14 protein-coding genes are annotated in these 16,490 nt (G+C 49.4%); 9 read left to right on the top strand and 5 right to left on the bottom strand.

Annotated elements, in window-relative coordinates; genetic code table 11:
• Window positions 1-50: 50 nt before the first annotated feature.
• The 4 genes from leuO to I3X05_RS01760 all read right to left on the bottom strand — a co-directional run bounded on the left by leuO (window position 51) and on the right by I3X05_RS01760 (window position 3,741).
• Window positions 51-1,010: a transcriptional regulator LeuO gene (leuO, locus tag I3X05_RS01775; protein ID WP_045569833.1), complete on the bottom strand. Its 960-nt coding sequence runs from the start codon at window positions 1,008-1,010 to the stop codon at window positions 51-53.
• Window positions 1,011-1,359: 349 nt separating this feature from the next.
• Complete coding sequence (locus I3X05_RS01770; protein WP_045569832.1) at window positions 1,360-2,406, bottom strand: MJ1255/VC2487 family glycosyltransferase; 1,047 nt, start codon at window positions 2,404-2,406, stop codon at window positions 1,360-1,362.
• Between the two features lie 3 nt (window positions 2,407-2,409).
• Window positions 2,410-2,958 carry a phosphatase PAP2 family protein gene (locus I3X05_RS01765; protein ID WP_045569831.1) on the bottom strand — a complete coding sequence of 183 codons (549 nt, stop codon included), beginning with the start codon at window positions 2,956-2,958 and terminating at the stop codon, window positions 2,410-2,412.
• 132 nt (window positions 2,959-3,090) lie between these two features.
• Complete coding sequence (locus I3X05_RS01760) at window positions 3,091-3,741, bottom strand: TetR/AcrR family transcriptional regulator (protein WP_045569830.1); 651 nt, start codon at window positions 3,739-3,741, stop codon at window positions 3,091-3,093.
• Between the two features lie 422 nt (window positions 3,742-4,163).
• Here I3X05_RS01760 and leuA point away from each other — a divergent pair, with 422 nt between their 5' ends.
• The 5 genes from leuA to I3X05_RS01735 all read left to right on the top strand — a co-directional run bounded on the left by leuA (window position 4,164) and on the right by I3X05_RS01735 (window position 9,851).
• The gene (leuA, locus tag I3X05_RS01755; protein ID WP_337970922.1) at window positions 4,164-5,711 is read left to right on the top strand and encodes a 2-isopropylmalate synthase; all 1,548 of its coding nucleotides are present in this window, start codon (window positions 4,164-4,166) and stop codon (window positions 5,709-5,711) included.
• A gap of 85 nt (window positions 5,712-5,796) precedes the next feature.
• Window positions 5,797-6,888: a 3-isopropylmalate dehydrogenase gene (gene leuB / locus I3X05_RS01750; RefSeq protein ID WP_202934575.1), complete on the top strand. Its 1,092-nt coding sequence runs from the start codon at window positions 5,797-5,799 to the stop codon at window positions 6,886-6,888.
• Between the two features lie 19 nt (window positions 6,889-6,907).
• Window positions 6,908-8,308 (top strand): 3-isopropylmalate dehydratase large subunit, encoded by a 1,401-nt coding sequence (gene leuC, locus I3X05_RS01745; protein WP_337970921.1) that lies wholly within the window; start codon window positions 6,908-6,910, stop codon window positions 8,306-8,308.
• Window positions 8,309-8,320: 12 nt separating this feature from the next.
• A complete protein-coding gene (gene leuD, locus I3X05_RS01740; RefSeq protein WP_045569826.1) occupies window positions 8,321-8,923 on the top strand; it encodes a 3-isopropylmalate dehydratase small subunit in 603 nt (200 codons plus the stop codon).
• A 148-nt stretch (window positions 8,924-9,071) separates the two neighbouring features.
• Window positions 9,072-9,851 carry a DUF547 domain-containing protein gene (locus tag I3X05_RS01735; RefSeq protein WP_045569825.1) on the top strand — a complete coding sequence of 260 codons (780 nt, stop codon included), beginning with the start codon at window positions 9,072-9,074 and terminating at the stop codon, window positions 9,849-9,851.
• Between the two features lie 126 nt (window positions 9,852-9,977).
• Here I3X05_RS01735 and djlA read toward each other — a convergent pair whose 3' ends face one another.
• Window positions 9,978-10,841: a co-chaperone DjlA gene (gene djlA / locus I3X05_RS01730; RefSeq protein ID WP_193158028.1), complete on the bottom strand. Its 864-nt coding sequence runs from the start codon at window positions 10,839-10,841 to the stop codon at window positions 9,978-9,980.
• 147 nt (window positions 10,842-10,988) lie between these two features.
• On the opposite strand from djlA, the gene lptD reads away from it, so the two are divergent.
• From lptD to rsmA, 4 genes are read left to right on the top strand one after another with little or no spacing between them, the layout of a single operon-like run.
• Window positions 10,989-13,319, top strand: coding sequence for an LPS assembly protein LptD (lptD, locus tag I3X05_RS01725; RefSeq protein WP_045569823.1), 2,331 nt, complete (start codon window positions 10,989-10,991; stop codon window positions 13,317-13,319).
• A 56-nt stretch (window positions 13,320-13,375) separates the two neighbouring features.
• Complete coding sequence (gene surA / locus I3X05_RS01720) at window positions 13,376-14,662, top strand: peptidylprolyl isomerase SurA (protein WP_045569822.1); 1,287 nt, start codon at window positions 13,376-13,378, stop codon at window positions 14,660-14,662.
• Complete coding sequence (gene pdxA / locus I3X05_RS01715; protein WP_045569821.1) at window positions 14,652-15,641, top strand: 4-hydroxythreonine-4-phosphate dehydrogenase PdxA; 990 nt, start codon at window positions 14,652-14,654, stop codon at window positions 15,639-15,641. The genes surA and pdxA overlap by 11 nt, the downstream gene beginning before the upstream one ends.
• Window positions 15,638-16,444, top strand: a complete 807-nt coding sequence (gene rsmA / locus I3X05_RS01710) for a 16S rRNA (adenine(1518)-N(6)/adenine(1519)-N(6))-dimethyltransferase RsmA (protein ID WP_045569820.1) — start codon at window positions 15,638-15,640, stop codon at window positions 16,442-16,444. The genes pdxA and rsmA overlap by 4 nt, the downstream gene beginning before the upstream one ends.
• The last annotated feature ends 46 nt before the right edge of the window (window positions 16,445-16,490 follow it).

Genomic DNA, 16,490 nt, shown 5'->3' with positions numbered 1-16,490 from the left:
CCTTGTCGCCTAAAGCGTCAAGGGCTTAATTCATCAAGCTGAAGTCTCTTTTATTGCACAGCAACCACTTCACCACAGGTCACCATCAACAAATCGCGCAGCCAAATATGGCCTTTGTCTTTTTCGCTCGATTCATGCCAGCTGAGGTAACCACTGATCTCGCAATTTTCAAACGGCAGATCCAAAATCTGCAATTGGTCATGATTGGCGGCATTTTCCACAATCCAGCGCGGCGCAATCGTCACCAATTCGGACTGACCGACCACGTAAAGCACATTGCTCAAGCTGGTGCCTTCAAAATACGCTTCCACCTCTAACTCACGATACGCTTGTTCAGAAAAACTTCTCTGCCCATGGGTCTTGGATAACTTGGCGTGGCGCTCACTAAGCAATTGCTCCGCCGTCACCTCGCCTTGGATACGAGAGTGACCTTTTGACGTCACTACCACCAATTGATCTTTGAAGATCTCGGTACTTGAAAAACCTTGTTCATCAAAACGCGCGTAATCGATCACAAAGTCGATCTCTTGATAACGCATACGCTCCGACAACTTGCGATCAAATTCCGCATCGAGATGCAACTGCACACTTGGTGCTTGGGCGTGGATATCGGCCATGATTCTTGGTGCGAAACGCATATCACACGGGCTGCAAATCGCCAGTTTAAACAGGCGGGTAGAAGATTCTGGCTGGAATACGGAGCTTGGCAGTTCATTGCGCACCAGTTGCAACGCTTGACGGATAGGGCCAAACAACTGACGAGCACGCTGAGTTGGCTGAATACCACGCCCCTGACGCATGAACAGCTCATCATTAAACATCACTTTTAAACGCGCGACGGCATTACTCACCGCAGGTTGTGACATCCCTAGATTGTGCGCCGCTCGAGTAATATTTTGCTCCTGCATCACGGCATCAAACACGGTCAACAGGTTCAAATCGACCCCTCTCAGGGTACTTTCCATCCGATAGCTAGCGATAGCGCTGATCGCTTCTTTTTTATCTAACATCTGACTTGCCTCTTATTATTAACGGTCAACAAAAATGAATGTAGTAATCGGAATAGATAACCTGGATTGTTATATATATCGCCCCTATGTCAGCTAGGGCACTACTACTATCATTGAATCCGTTAATGGTTGGCAAACAGATTGACAACTAATCACGAAATTTTAGGTAAGAAAAAATAATAACTAGCAAATTCAATTGGTTGAGATAAATATAAAAAAGTATAAAAATCAAGAATATCATTTCAATAAGTAATATTTAGCTCGTGTATACGTGACAAAAACAAAGACGGAACTTATTCATTTGGCATATAACCACAATGAGATACAAGAAATTCCGTCAATGAATAATTTATAAATTTGACACGTAAGTGGGGAAATCGACTCGTTCCCAAAGCAGTCGGGAGAGCTCTTGCTGTGAGCTCCAATCGCCTTGCAAAAGCCAGTCTGAGATTGCAGCGGCCACATCAGGATAAGTGACGCTTTCGGCATGCTCTTCCTCCAACCAAGCACGCACCACTGGTGCATCGAGCGAATCCATCACCGACGCCAATCCCAAGGTTTCGAGTGTTGCCACATTGCTTTGCTGCTCAAACTGCCCTTGCAGGGGCTTGACCAACAATTTTTTTCCTAGGGAGAGGGCCTCGGATGGCAGTTCAAACCCACCGTTGGCAATCACACCGCTACAGGCATGTAAATCGGCCTGAAAAGCCTGATGATTGAGGGCACGAAGCTCGACATTTTCCAGCACTTCAGTATGTAAGAGGTCGGGGTGGTAGCAGAGAAACTTTTGCCCTTGAAAGCGCCACAATAACTCACAAATCTCCTCTACCTGTTCAAAAGGCAGATAAACCAAAATGAAATCTCGATGGGCCGAGCTCTGCTGCACGGTATTGACGATCGGCGGCAGAATCGGTTGATCAAAATGATACCAGTGCAAGCCGATGTGGATATCCGCAGGGGCAAAGTACTGCAACACTTGCTTGTCTAACCAACTTGCTCCTTTCAGTGGAACCGGATAGCGAAAAGCATTTTGGTGGCTGATGCTAATACAGGTTTTCTGCTGTTTTTTCGCCGCCCACGCCGACACGGGTTCAAAATCATTGATCACCAAGTCGTAGGCAGAGAGATCGAGGCTGTCGATTTCACGCTTCAGTTGTAGCAGGTTGTTATTCAGTGCCGTTTTTACATAGCTCACTCGACCTTTCTCCGTGGCAAAAGTCAGACCACGGCAGGTTCGAAACTCGCCAAATGCCTCCATCGAGAAATAGCGTTCCGCTTCGCGCCCAGAAAAGAAAAAGTCCACCGCGACGCCACGTTGTTTGAGCGCATTGGCCATTGCCCTCGCTCTGGCAATATGACCGTTGCCCGTCCCTTGCACGCCATACAATATTTTCATGCTTTACCCCAACAGCAGCGACAAAGCAAAGGATGCGCATGCACTCCCAAGCACGGCACCAATCAACACGTCGGTGAGAAAATGCACCCCAAGTAAGATGCGTGCCAAGCCAATTAAACTTGCCCAGCAGAAAGCAAACCAAGCCAACTCAGGATAAAAGTGCGCAATTAACGTCGCCATGACAAAACCCGCAGCGGTGTGCCCAGAAGGTAAGCTATAGCGGTCGGAGGGAGTAATAAAAGCGGGGAGATAAGCGCAGTACTCTTCGGGCCTACGCCGTTTAAAGCTATTTTTCAGTAACCAATAGATCGGCAGCTCGATAGCAAAAGCCAACAATCCTGCGCACAAGAACATCCATCCGTGAGTGGGCTGCATCAACCAAGCGGCTAAACCTAGCGCCAGATACAAGTGCCCATCACCACTGTGCGACACCGCTTTACTGATGGTCGCGACTTGATGGCTAAAGCGGTGTCTGAGACAGAGACTTGAAAAAGCCAAATCCAACGCCGCGATCCGCTCCATCGGCTGGCTCAGGGAAACGAGAGTCCTCATAAGTATCTTCCTATTAACCTTGGGGTACAAAAGTTAAGCTAGAAGAGGTTAATGACAATCCAATGAAGGCAATTTGGCTATTTGGTGAACAGAGCACTGCCGTACTATGCAGCAGAAAGCAGGTTACGACGGCTACAGAACCGTAGCCAGTTCAGGCCGTAAAAAGCCGCTTTTCATCACTTGAATATTGTGTTCCACCAAACGCTCCAAAAACGGTTCATTAATTTCAACGCCATGCACTGCAAGCAACGCCGGAGGCGCAATAAACGGAAAGACCATTAGGCTGATGTAAGAAATACGACAGAGCTGCGGATCCCTTTCAGGGTTTATCACGCCACTGCTGGCCAATTTGCCAAACAACATTTCTTGCATCGGTTGGGTGATATCCAAAAAGACTTTTTCCACCAGCCGACGTTGAATGTCTGAGGGCGGCATGTGCATCACCTGAACGATCAAACGCGGAAATTGCGGCATTTTTACCATTTCACGATAGTAGGTTTTCATAATGTCGAGCAGATTGCGCTCAGTGCTCTCCATGACCAACTGCTGCATTTTCTTCTGCATCGGCGCTAACGTCTCTCTTAACATGGTTTCAAACAGCCCTTCTTTGCTGCCAAAGTAGTAGCGAATTAAAGCGCTGTTGACCCCCGCTTTTTGCGCAATCAACCGCGTTGAGACTTTGTCATACGCCATGACCACAAACAGATCCCGCGCATGGTCAATCAACTTTTTACGCGCATCGGTGTTACTACTTGGTCGCCCTACTCTGCGTTTTTCCGCCATCTCGTTTTATCTCCCATATTCATCGTCGATGAATTATATCCCGTCGTGATTAGAGTGATATCGCAATTATTCTTCATCGCTTAATCAGCGATGAATTTTAGACCTCACCGCTCTTTGCGAGCGAAACTGTTTGCGCGCGGAACTGATCGGATATGAGTAAAAAATCAACTTTAGGGTTGACGCGCTCCACCGAGTGCGGTACTAATCTGTTAACTTAATTTTGTGGAATGCTTAACAAGATGACAGCACACTTTTCTCTCCTCAACCTCCTCCTTATCGTGACCAGATCGCGCGGGTAGGCTGTGGAAGAAAAATAACCACACAGAATGACAAGAAACCCGCACGCAGATGCGGGTTTTTTTATATCTAAACACAACATCTACCGGAAGAAATCGATTAACTATCGAAAAAAGGAAGCGAACATGAACGATCAGGTGATAATTTTCGACACCACATTGCGTGATGGCGAACAAGCGTTGTCAGCGAGTTTGACAGTCAAAGAAAAACTGCAAATTGCCTACGCGCTGGAAAGGCTGGGCGTTGATGTGATTGAAGCAGGCTTCCCGGTCTCCTCTCCGGGTGATTTTGAATCGGTGCAAACCATCGCCAAACATATTAAAAACAGCCGGGTTTGTGCCCTTTCTCGTGCCGTTGAGAAAGACATTGACGCCGCTGCGCAAGCGCTAAAAGTCGCTGAGGCGTTTCGAATTCACACCTTTATTTCCACATCCACCATCCACGTTCAAGACAAGCTGCGCCGTAGTTATGATGATGTGGTTGAGATGGCGGTGCATGCCGTCAAACATGCGCGCAACTACACTGATGATGTCGAGTTTTCTTGTGAAGACGCGGGCCGCACGCCAATTGACAACCTTTGCCGTATGGTCGAGGCGGCGATTAACGCTGGCGCACGCACCATCAACATTCCCGATACCGTTGGCTACACCGTGCCAAGCGAGTTTGGCGGCATCATTCAAACGCTGTTCAATCGCGTGCCGAACATCGATAAAGCGATCATTTCAATCCACTGTCATGATGACTTGGGCATGTCGGTCGCCAACTCGATTGCCGCGGTGCAAGCGGGCGCACGTCAAGTGGAAGGCACCATCAATGGCATCGGCGAGCGCGCAGGTAACTGTTCGCTGGAAGAAGTCGCCATGATCATCAAAACACGTCAAGAGCTATTGGGCGTGCGCACTGGCATTAAACACGAAGAGATCCATCGCACCAGTAAATTGGTCAGCCAGCTTTGCAACATGCCGATCCAAGCCAACAAAGCGATTGTCGGCGCCAATGCCTTTAGCCACTCATCCGGCATTCACCAAGATGGCATGCTAAAGAACAAAAACACCTACGAAATCATGACACCCGAGTCGATCGGCCTGAAAAACCAAGCGCTGAACCTAACCAGTCGCAGCGGCCGCGCCGCAGTGAAAAGCCATATGGATTCAATGGGCTACAAAGCCGAAGAGTACAATTTGGATGCCTTGTACGAAGATTTCTTAAAACTGGCCGATCGCAAAGGTCAAGTATTTGATTACGATTTAGAAGCGTTGATGCATTTTTCCAACCTGCGTGAAGAAGACGATTTCTATAAATTGAGTTATCTAAGCGTTCAATCAGGCAGCGTGATGGCGACCACCAGCATTAAATTGCAATGCGGCGAAGAAGAAAAATGCGAAGCCGCCGTTGGCAACGGCCCGGTTGATGCGTTATACCAGTGTATCTACCGTTTGACGGGCTACGATATCGTACTGGACAAGTTTGATCTGACCGCCAAAGGCGAAGGGGAAGATGGTTTAGGCCAAGCGGATATTATCGCCAACTACAAAGGCAGAAAATACCACGGCACCGGCGTTTCCACGGATATTGTCGAAGCGTCTGGACAAGCTCTGCTGCACGTGATCAACAGCATTCATCGCGCCGACACCATCGCCGAGCTGAAGCAGAAAAAGATTGCCACCGTCTGATGCCCTTTGCGCCCAATCAGGCGCACAGATAAAGAATTGAGACAAACACAACTCAAAAAAGATTAAATAAAATGAAAGGATTAACATGACAGACAAAACTTACAAAATCGCCGTCTTACCTGGCGATGGCATCGGCCCAGAAGTGATGGCACAAGCGCATAAAGTGCTGGACGCCATCGAGAAAAAACATGCCATCACTTTTGAGCGAGAAGAGCACGATGTCGGCGGGATTGCGATCGATAATCATGGTTGCCCGCTGCCAGAAAGCACTGTCAGAGCTTGTGAACAGAGCGATGCGGTTCTGTTCGGTTCAGTCGGTGGTCCGAAATGGGAACACCTGCCGCCCAACGATCAACCTGAGCGCGGCGCTCTGCTGCCACTGCGTAAACACTTCCAACTGTTTTGTAACCTTCGTCCCGCGCAAATTCACAGCGGTTTAGAGAACTTCTCACCACTGCGCGCCGATATTTCTGCGCGCGGCTTTGACATTGTGGTGGTGCGCGAGCTCACTGGCGGTATCTACTTTGGTCAACCCAAAGGCCGTGAAGGAGAAGGCGCTAACGAGAAAGCGTTTGATACCGAGGTTTATCACCGTTTTGAAATAGAGCGCATCGCAAAAATTGCGTTTGAATCAGCGCGCCTGCGCCGCAAAAAAGTGTGCTCGATTGACAAAGCCAACGTGCTACAAAGCTCGATTTTGTGGCGTGAAGTGGTGGAAGAGATCGCCAAAGAGTACCCAGATGTGCAACTTTCACATATGTACATCGACAACGCGACCATGCAGCTCATCAAAGATCCAGCGCAGTTTGACGTGATGCTCTGTTCCAACATTTTCGGCGACATCATTTCCGATGAGTGTGCGATGATCACCGGTTCAATGGGCATGCTGCCTTCTGCCAGCCTTAATGAAAGTCAGTTTGGTTTGTACGAGCCAGCTGGCGGCAGTGCGCCCGATATCGCCGGTAAAAACATCGCTAACCCAGTGGCGCAAATCCTCTCGGCAGCGCTAATGCTACGATACAGCCTTGGCGAAGAAACCGCAGCGCAAGAGATCGAAAACGCGGTCTCTCAAGCACTGGCTGCGGGCGAGCTGACAGCGGATCTGGCGGGCAACAAACCCGCCCTGACGACCTCTGAGATGGGCGATAAGATCGCACAATACATTCTAAATTCATAAAAACACGGAAGTTCGAGCAATGGGCAAAACACTCTACGAAAAAGTTTACGATGCGCATGTCGCCGTTGCAGCGCCAGGGGAAACCCCGATCCTGTACATTGACCGCCACTTGGTTCACGAAGTGACCTCCCCACAAGCCTTTGATGGTTTGCGTGAAAAAGGACGTCAAGTACGTCAGGTGAGCAAAACCTTCGCCACTATGGATCACAATGTCTCTACCACCACCAAAGACATCAATGCGTCCGGCGAGATGGCACGCATTCAGATGGAAACGCTGATCAAAAACTGTCTGGACTTTGGTGTCACTCTGTATGACTTAAACCATAAATATCAAGGCATTGTACACGTCATGGGGCCAGAGTTGGGCATCACGTTACCAGGTATGACGATTGTGTGTGGGGACTCACACACCGCGACTCATGGCGCGTTTGGCTCGCTCGCCTTTGGTATCGGCACGTCAGAAGTGGAGCACGTGCTCGCCACACAAACGCTCAAGCAGGCGCGCGCCAAAACCATGAAAATCGAAGTCAAAGGCAAAGTGACCGAAGGCATCACCGCCAAAGACATCGTGTTAGCCATCATCGGCAAAACCACCGCCGCTGGCGGTACGGGTTATGTGGTCGAATTCTGTGGTGAAGCGATTACTGACCTGTCGATGGAAGGCCGCATGACCGTGTGCAACATGGCGATTGAACTTGGCGCAAAAGCCGGTTTAATTGCGCCAGATGAGACCACTTTCGAGTACATTAAAGGTCGTAAATTCTCACCACAAGGTGCTGATTTTGAAGCGGCAGTGGAGTATTGGAAAACACTCAAAACCGATGAAGATGCCGCCTTTGACGCCGTGGTCACACTCGACGCAGCAGAAATCAAACCACAAGTGACTTGGGGCACCAACCCGGGCCAAGTGATCGCAGTAGACGAGCCGATTCCTGCACCTGAAAGCTTCAGCGACCCGGTCGAGAAAGCCTCGGCAGAAAAAGCGCTGGCTTATATGGGCCTTGAAGCGGGCAAATCGCTTTCTGACTATAAAGTCGACAAAGTGTTTGTCGGCTCGTGCACCAACTCGCGAATTGAAGATATGCGCGCTGCCGCCAGTGTCGCCAAAGGGCGCAAAGTGGCGTCACATGTGCAAGCGCTGATCGTTCCGGGCTCTGAACAGGTGAAAGCGCAAGCGGAAGCTGAAGGCTTGGATGTTATTTTTAAACAAGCAGGCTTTGAATGGCGGTTGCCAGGGTGCTCAATGTGTCTGGCGATGAACAACGATCGTCTAGGACCGCAAGAGCGCTGCGCGTCCACGTCCAACCGCAACTTTGAAGGGCGACAAGGACGTGATGGTCGTACCCACTTGGTGAGCCCAGCCATGGCAGCAGCAGCAGCGATTGCCGGCCATTTTGTTGATATTCGAGATTGGAAATAAGAGGAAGCAAACATGCAAGGTTTTAAACAACATACCGGTTTGGTGGTTCCTCTGGATGCGGCCAACGTCGATACCGATGCCATTATTCCAAAACAGTTTCTGCAGAAAGTCTCTCGTTTAGGCTTTGGCAAACACCTGTTCCACGATTGGCGTTTTCTGGATGACGCGGGCGAGAAGCCCAACCCTGACTTTGTGATGAATGCGCCGCGCTACCAAGGGTCATCCATTCTACTTGCTCGCGAAAACTTTGGCTGTGGCTCATCACGCGAACACGCGCCATGGGCACTGGCGGACTACGGCATTCGAGCCATGATAGCGCCGAGCTTTGCGGATATTTTCTATGGCAACTCGATCAATAACCAGATGGTGCCCGTGCGTCTGACGGAACAAGAAGTCGAAGAGCTGTTCCAGTTTGTCGAGGCCAATGAAGGTGCACAAATCGAAGTGGACCTTGAGGCACTCAAAGTGCGAGCCAACGGCAAAGAGTACGCCTTTGAAATCGATGATTTTCGTCGCCATTGCTTGTTAAACGGTTTAGACAACATCGGCCTAACTCTGCAACATGAACAGAAGATCGCGGCTTATGAAGCCAATATCCCGGCATTTTTACGCTAAGCGTGAAAATGTCTTGGTTCAAATCAATGGGAATAGCGCGCTATTCCCATTTTGTTTTCGAGCCGATGAAAGGGATGGACGCGCACTGCGGTCTTATTCGTTATCTCGATAAATGACCTAGATAAATAACCTAGCGAAGAGCCTGACTATGCGACCACTTATCCTACTGCTTTTGTTCTTTTCTTTTGCCAGCTACGCGGCGCCTAAATCCGAACTTTGGCCCTATTGGCAGACATCCGATGAACAGAGCACTCTGGAAGTATCCCACCAAACTTGGCAGAACTTACTCGATCGCTATCTGGTGCGCCAAGGGGAAAATACCCTGTTTCGCTATGCTGCCGTTTCTGATGCGGATAAAAAAGCCCTCAAGCAATATTTAGCTGACTTGGCGACCCAAGATCCACTGCGCTTGAAACGCGCCGAACAGTACGCCTATTGGGTGAACCTTTACAATGCCATCACCGTCGACCTTATCTTGCAACACTACCCCGTCAAATCGATTACCAAACTGGGCGGGCTGTTCAGTTTTGGCCCGTGGAATGACAAAGTAAGCACCATTAACGGCAAAGCGCTGACGCTCAACGACATTGAGCATCGAATCTTGCGTCCGATCTGGAACGATCCTCGCACCCATTATGCGGTGAACTGCGCCAGCTTAGGCTGCCCCAATTTACAACCTTACGCCTTCACCGCAAGCAACCGTGACGCCTTACTTGAACAGGCGGCAAGAGAATTTATCAATAGCTCGAAAGGCGTTGACATACAGGGCAATCAGGCACGGCTCTCTTCGATTTATGACTGGTTTGTGGAAGATTTTGGCGGCAAAGAAAAAGTGTTTGAACACATTGGCACTTACGCACCTCAATATCGCGGTTTTTCGGCCAAGGTTGAATACCAGTATGACTGGAACTTGAATCAGGCAGACTGAAGATAACCATTTTGCATGGTCAACAAAAGGGCCGCATTCGGCCCTTATGTTTGTTACTGAAACAACGGTAGTTACTTAAAACGACGGTGGTTACTTAAAATGACGATAGCTACTTAAAATCAGTGTCTACTTAAAACCTTTTTCTCTTTTGATCAAATCGTAGGCGCTTTGAATCTCTTGCGACTTTTCTTTGGCCATATTCATCATTTCGGGTGGAAGACCTTTGGCCATCAGCTTATCTGGGTGGTGTTCATTCATCAGTTTACGATACGCTCGTTTCACCTCTTTACCATCGGCCGAGGCATCCACACCCAAAATTTTATACGCGTCAGCCAATTGATCAGTTTGTGAGGCTTGCTGCCAACCACCGTTGGACGAAGAGCGCTGCGAGCCCCCTTGTTGCTGACCAAAACCGCCCTGACGCTGAAAGCGAAACGCCGCTTCTTGCATATGTAAACGGCGCTCAAGCTGCTCAGAGGAAAAGCCCAAGCCGCGCGCTATTTTATGCAGGACGTTTCGCTCGCTCGGATGGACATCCCCATCGGCAAACGCGGCGGAAATCTGCAGTTCCAAAAAGAATTGCAGCAAATCAAAACGCCCGCCAGTGGCGATGCGAACTCGCTCTAGCACTTGCTCTAAGGGGAAATCACGCTCTTTACCTTCACGAAAGGCTTCTTGCGCTGCCTTACGCTGTTCGCCGTGCAGGCTCATACGAACCATCATCGCCGTCGCCAGTTGAATCTCTTCACGCGTCACCTGCCCTTTGGCTTTCGCCACGTGTCCCATCACCGCAAAGGCCGCTTTAAAAAATTCTTCCTGTCTTTCGGTCTGACTCGGGCCTTGTCCAAAGCCGGAGGTTTTAAATCCCGCTTGGTTTAAGCGACGCGCCTTATCAAACTGATGGCCGAGAAACAGGCCAAACAGAGCGCCAAAAACACCACCAAATAAAAAACCAAAAAAGGCGCCAAGTATTTTGCCAAAAATCTGCATTATGTGTTCTCTATCTCTGAATTTTTCCCGTCAATGACGGTCATATAGTGCTGGATGCCACGATTTCCTTTATGATAGGGAAATTATTTTTTCGGTCTGGCCATCATATAGCCATCGAGCAGTAGTGACATAGGAAAGTTCCGTTCAATGCAACATTTCTCCCGCACTTTTTTAGCGGCCTCTATCAGTACCGCCCTGTTTGTCCCTTACACACAAGCCCAAACAACACTCGGTGATAGTGTGCAGGAAATGCCCACTATAGATCAATGTTTGGTCAGCGCAGAAGAAAATGATGCCAATGCGCCGATTGTGGTGCACTCAGACCGTCTACAAGCGATTAATGGCGATAAAGCCGTCTACTCGGGCGATGTGGAAGTCATTCAAGGCAAGAAAAAAATCACTGCCGATTCGGTCACTTTGCATCAACAAGAACAAGTGGTCGTGGCCGAAGGCAACGTCACGTTTAACGATGGCGAGGTGAAAGCCAGCTCTAGCCGCGTCACCAACAACATGGCACAAGAAACCTTCTCGCTGGAAAACACCCAATACCAGTTCCTTTGCCAACAAGGTCGCGGTGAAGCCGCGTACATCGCCAAGACCGGACAAGCCGTATACCAGTTGCAAGATGGCTCGATAACCTCTTGCCCGGCAGACGACAACGCTTGGCGCCTGGTCGCATCAAGCATCGACGTTGACCAAAATGAAGAAACGGCGACGTTTTACAATCCACGCTTTGAAGTGATGGATGTGCCGATTTTCTACGTGCCTTATTTAACTCTGCCGATTGGCAACACACGCAAAACGGGCTTTCTTTTTCCCTCCGTCTCTTATGGTTCGAGCGATGGTGTCGAAGCGGAAATTCCTTTCTACTGGAATATCGCACCTAACTATGATCTGACACTGACCACTCTGTACATGCAACAGCGCGGAGTAAAATTGGACTCGGATTTCCGTTATCTCACCAGTCAATGGGGTGGCGGCGAAATCAAAGGCGAATATCTCCCGGGCGATGAAAAATACGCGGAAGAGGATCGTTGGGGCTATCAATACAAACACGATGGCATTATCGACCAGCAATGGCTGGTGAAGCTTGACTACTCCAAAGTCAGCGACATCGATTATTTCCGCGATCTCAAATCCGATTTGGGTAACCGAGAAGATGGCCAGCTAGTGCAAGAGGGGAAGGTAGCTTACCGTTCTAACTCATGGGATGCCTCTGTTCTGGTGCGGGACTTCCAGATCTTATTGGAAGACAACAATAAGCCGTATCGTTTGCTGCCCCAGTTGGAATTTAACTACTACACGCCACTTTGGGGGCGTTATATCAACTTCGATGTGAAAGGCCAACTGAGTCATTTCAATACACTCGACAAAGCCAAACCTAATGCCGTTCGAGCGCACATAGAACCCGGTTTGACCATCCCACTGTCAACCACTTGGGCAACTTGGACCACGGAAGCGCGCGTCTTAGCTACCTATTACCAGCAAGAACTGAGCAAACTGGAAGACCCAAGCCTGCAAGCACAATTGGACGAGCAGGTGACTCGGGTTATCCCTGAATTTCGCAGCCACGCACGGATTTTTTTGCAACGTGAAGCCAAAGTTTTTGACGGTTTCACCCAAAGCCTAGAGCCACAGGTCCAGTACCTCTATGTACCGGAAGAAAAGCAAGACAATATATATAATTACGACACAACCTTGCTGCAAACTGACTACTATGGGCTATTTCGCAGCCGCAAATACAGCAGCATCGACAAAGTTGCTCCTGCCAATCAGCTCAGCTATGGTGCCAGTACGCGCTTTTTTGACGATGAGTATAAGGAGCGACTCAACATCTCCTTTGGTCAGATCTACTACATCGACAAAAACACCAAGCTAACGGGCGATAAAGAGGAAACGTCGAACTACTCTTCATGGGCAATTGAAACCGATTTTAACTACGACGACTATCTGTTTTATCACGGTGGGGTTCAGTACGACATCGACCTTAATGCGATGCAATTGGCCAACAGTACCTTGGAATATCAATTCAAAGATGGTTTTGTCCAAGGTAACTATCGTTACGTTACTCGAGAGTACATCGAAGACACCATTTCGTTTGAAGATCTCGACACCATCACTCGTAAAGGGATCTCTCAAGCCGGTCTGGTCGCAGCCTATGAAATTAACCGCAACTGGTCTGCCAGTGGCCAATATTATTATGATTTGACCGAAGAGATCGACTTGGAATGGATGGCGAGTCTGCGTTATCAATCCGATTGTTGGTATATCGGTTTTACTTACACCAATCAATTAGTGAAGTGGAAAAACAACGTGGTCGGCGGTGACAACAATGACCCGGTTTACGACACCAACATCAGTGTTAACTTTGGTATTCAAGGCTTTGCCACCAAAAACAGAAGTTATACCGCCGCCAAAGAGCTGGAAGATGCCGATAATTCCATCGTCTATGGTCGTCCTTTCTACTTGAACAATTAGTGATTTCCGACGTCTGAGTAGTCAGACGTTAAATCGATGCAACAATGGATTATTAAATGAAAAGCTGGAAAACAATCTTATTCGCTCTGTTGCTGTCAGGCAGTGCACTGGCCGCTCCTGTAGAACTTGATAAGGTTGCCGTCATTGTCAATAACGGTGTGATTTTGCAAAGCGACATTGACACTGCGATGAAAACCTTGCGGGCCAACGCCAAGCAAAATGGCCAAGCCTTACCTTCAGCCGAGGTGCTGCACGAGCAAATCGTCGAAAAGCTGATCCTCGACACACTACAAACCCAAGAAGCAGACCGCATCGGCGTACGAATTGACGACAATCGACTCAATCAAGCCATCAGTGAGATTGCCGCCAACAACCAACAGACGGTCGCCGAACTGTCCGCGTCGATCACCAGCGAAGGATTAAGCTACGCGGAATTTCGCGAGCAGATCCGCAAAGAGATTGCGGCTTCTGAAGCTCGCAACGCCCTAGTGCGTCGTCGTATCAACATTCTGCCTGCCGAAGTCGACAGCTTATCCGAGATGCTCGCGCAAGAAACCAGTGCCACCGTGCAATACAAGCTTGGCCACATCCAACTGCGTTTCTCCGATGACCAAGACAAAGCGGCCGTCGAAGCACAAGCAAAAGCGATCATTGAAAAACTCAATAACGGCGCGGATTTCAGTACCATGGCCTACACCTACTCCAAAGGCCCGAAAGCGTTGCAAGGCGGCGATTGGGGCTGGATGCGTAAAGAAGAGATGCCAACCATCTTCGCCGATCAAATTAAGATGCAAAACAAAGGCAGCGTCATTGGCCCATTTCGCAGCGGTGTCGGTTTTCATATCCTGAAGATTGAAGATATCAAAGGGTTAGAAACCATCGCCGTGACCGAAGTGAATGCGCGTCATATCCTGCTTAAACCGACCGTTATCCTCAGTGATGAAGGGGCGAAACGTGAACTGAACGAGTTCATCCGTCGCATCAAAGCCGGTGAAGCCAGCTTTGCTGAGCTAGCGCAGCAATACAGCCAAGACCCGGGCTCAGCCGCGCAAAATGGCGAGTTAGGCTATCAAACGCCCGATCTGTATGTCCCTGAATTTAAGCATCAGGTCGAAACGCTTCCTGTCGGCAAGATCAGCGAACCTTTCCAAACCGTGCACGGCTGGCACATTGTCGAAGTGCTGGATCGCCGCGAAGTGGATCGCACCGATTCGGCGATGAAAAACAAAGCTTACCGTATTTTGTTTAACCGTAAATTTAACGAAGAAGCGGGCGCTTGGATGCAAGAGCTGCGAGCAGGTGCCTTTGTTGAAATCGTCAAGGACGAAGAGCATGACAGTTAAACGTATCGTCGTCACCGCCGGAGAGCCTGCGGGGATTGGCCCGGATCTGGTGCTGGCGCTTTCCAAGCAAGATTGGGATCACCAACTGGTGGTGTGCGCGGATAAATCGTTACTTGCGCAGCGCGCCGAACAGCTCGGCATCGAGGTTGAACTGCACGACTATCTAGCAGGGAGCACGCCGCAGCCACAAAAAGCGGGTTCGCTGGTGGTCGATCACATAGCCATGAACGCGCCGTGTATCGCCGGACAGTTAAACGAAAGTAACGGCCATTATGTGTTAAAAACACTGGAAAGAGCCGCTTTGGGCTGTATGAATGACGAATTTGATGCTATTGTCACCGGCCCTGTTCACAAGGGGGTGATTAATCGTGCGGGCGTCGCCTTTAGCGGCCACACTGAATTCTTCGCCGAAAAATCCAACACCCCGTTAGTTGTCATGATGTTGGCGACCGAAGGGCTGCGTGTGGCGCTGGTCACCACGCACATTCCACTGGCCTATGTGTCAAAAGCCGTCACGGAAGATCGCCTGGAAAAAATCATCGATATCCTTCATCGGGATTTGGTGGAAAAATTTGCCATCGCAGAGCCAAAGATCTATGTTTGCGGGCTCAATCCGCATGCTGGTGAAGATGGCTGCCTTGGCCGAGAAGAGATCGAAACCATCACGCCGACGCTGGAAAAAATTCGTCGTGAAAAAGGCATTCATTTGGTCGGCCCATTGCCGGCCGATACTATTTTTAATGAAAAATATTTAGACGATGCGGATGCTGTCTTAGGCATGTATCACGACCAAGTGCTGCCTGTGCTCAAATACAAAGGCTTTGGTCGTTCAGTGAACATTACTCTTGGTCTACCCTTTATAAGAACATCGGTGGATCACGGTACTGCACTCGATCTGGCCGGAACGGGCCAAGCCGATACAGGGAGCTTTCAGACAGCACTCGCGCATGCGATAGAACTGGTAGAGAAGAAACAATGAGAAATGATGTCCATCTAGGACACAAAGCGCGTAAACGTTTTGGTCAAAACTTCCTGAACGATCCATACATTATTGATGGCATCGTTTCAGCGATTAATCCGAAATCGGGGCAAAATCTGGTGGAAATCGGCCCAGGTCTTGGGGCGATCACTGAGCCTGTTGGCCGGGAAGTCGATAAGTTCACGGTTATCGAACTGGACCGCGATTTGGCTGAGCGTTTGCGCAACCATCCTGAGTTGGCTGATAAGCTCACCATCCACGAAGGCGATGCGATGCGTTTCGACTTCACTCAATTGGTGAAGCCAAATAACAAGCTGCGCATTTTCGGCAACTTGCCGTACAACATCTCAACACCATTGATGTTCCATCTTTTTGAATTTCATAAAGATATCCAAGACATGCACTTTATGCTGCAAAAAGAAGTGGTCAACCGCTTGGCGGCAGGCCCAGGCAGCAAAGCTTACGGCCGCTTGACTGTGATGGCGCAGTACTTCTGTAAAGTGGTCCCTGTTTTGGAAGTACCACCAACGGCGTTTGTTCCACCACCGAAAGTGGATTCTGCGGTCGTGCGTTTGGTGCCTTACGAAACCTTGCCACATCCAGCAACCAGCTTGGAATGGCTTGAGCGCGTATGCCGTGAGGGCTTTAACCAAAGGCGCAAGACCATCCGCAATTGCTACAAAGGCCTTCTCGGCGAAGAGGTGATGGAAGAACTGGGTATCAATCCCGGGTTACGCCCAGAAAATCTTACCTTGCAACAATTCGTTGCGATGGCAAACTGGTTGGATGCAAACCATCAGTAATACGATGACACGATGCGAGCACTCTGCTCGCATCTCATTTTGACTC

The sequence above is a fragment of the Vibrio navarrensis genome, assembly GCF_015767675.1.
Taxonomy (GTDB): Bacteria; Pseudomonadota; Gammaproteobacteria; order Enterobacterales; family Vibrionaceae; genus Vibrio.
This window is presented reverse-complemented; position numbering and strand designations above follow the sequence as displayed.

Excerpts from the sequence above, each read along its gene's own strand:
- I3X05_RS01735 (WP_045569825.1), top strand. The coding sequence starts at position 9,072 with ATGCGACCACTTATCCTACTGCTTTTGTTCTTTTCTTTTGCCAGCTAC.
- djlA (WP_193158028.1), bottom strand. The coding sequence starts at position 10,841 with ATGCAGATTTTTGGCAAAATACTTGGCGCCTTTTTTGGTTTTTTATTT.
- surA (WP_045569822.1), top strand. The coding sequence starts at position 13,376 with ATGAAAAGCTGGAAAACAATCTTATTCGCTCTGTTGCTGTCAGGCAGT.
- leuC (WP_337970921.1), top strand. The coding sequence starts at position 6,908 with ATGGGCAAAACACTCTACGAAAAAGTTTACGATGCGCATGTCGCCGTT.
- pdxA (WP_045569821.1), top strand. The coding sequence starts at position 14,652 with ATGACAGTTAAACGTATCGTCGTCACCGCCGGAGAGCCTGCGGGGATT.
- rsmA (WP_045569820.1), top strand. The coding sequence starts at position 15,638 with ATGAGAAATGATGTCCATCTAGGACACAAAGCGCGTAAACGTTTTGGT.
- leuB (WP_202934575.1), top strand. The coding sequence starts at position 5,797 with ATGACAGACAAAACTTACAAAATCGCCGTCTTACCTGGCGATGGCATC.
- leuA (WP_337970922.1), top strand. The coding sequence starts at position 4,164 with ATGAACGATCAGGTGATAATTTTCGACACCACATTGCGTGATGGCGAA.
- leuD (WP_045569826.1), top strand. The coding sequence starts at position 8,321 with ATGCAAGGTTTTAAACAACATACCGGTTTGGTGGTTCCTCTGGATGCG.
- lptD (WP_045569823.1), top strand. The coding sequence starts at position 10,989 with ATGCAACATTTCTCCCGCACTTTTTTAGCGGCCTCTATCAGTACCGCC.
- I3X05_RS01770 (WP_045569832.1), bottom strand. The coding sequence starts at position 2,406 with ATGAAAATATTGTATGGCGTGCAAGGGACGGGCAACGGTCATATTGCC.
- I3X05_RS01760 (WP_045569830.1), bottom strand. The coding sequence starts at position 3,741 with ATGGCGGAAAAACGCAGAGTAGGGCGACCAAGTAGTAACACCGATGCG.
- leuO (WP_045569833.1), bottom strand. The coding sequence starts at position 1,010 with ATGTTAGATAAAAAAGAAGCGATCAGCGCTATCGCTAGCTATCGGATG.
- I3X05_RS01765 (WP_045569831.1), bottom strand. The coding sequence starts at position 2,958 with ATGAGGACTCTCGTTTCCCTGAGCCAGCCGATGGAGCGGATCGCGGCG.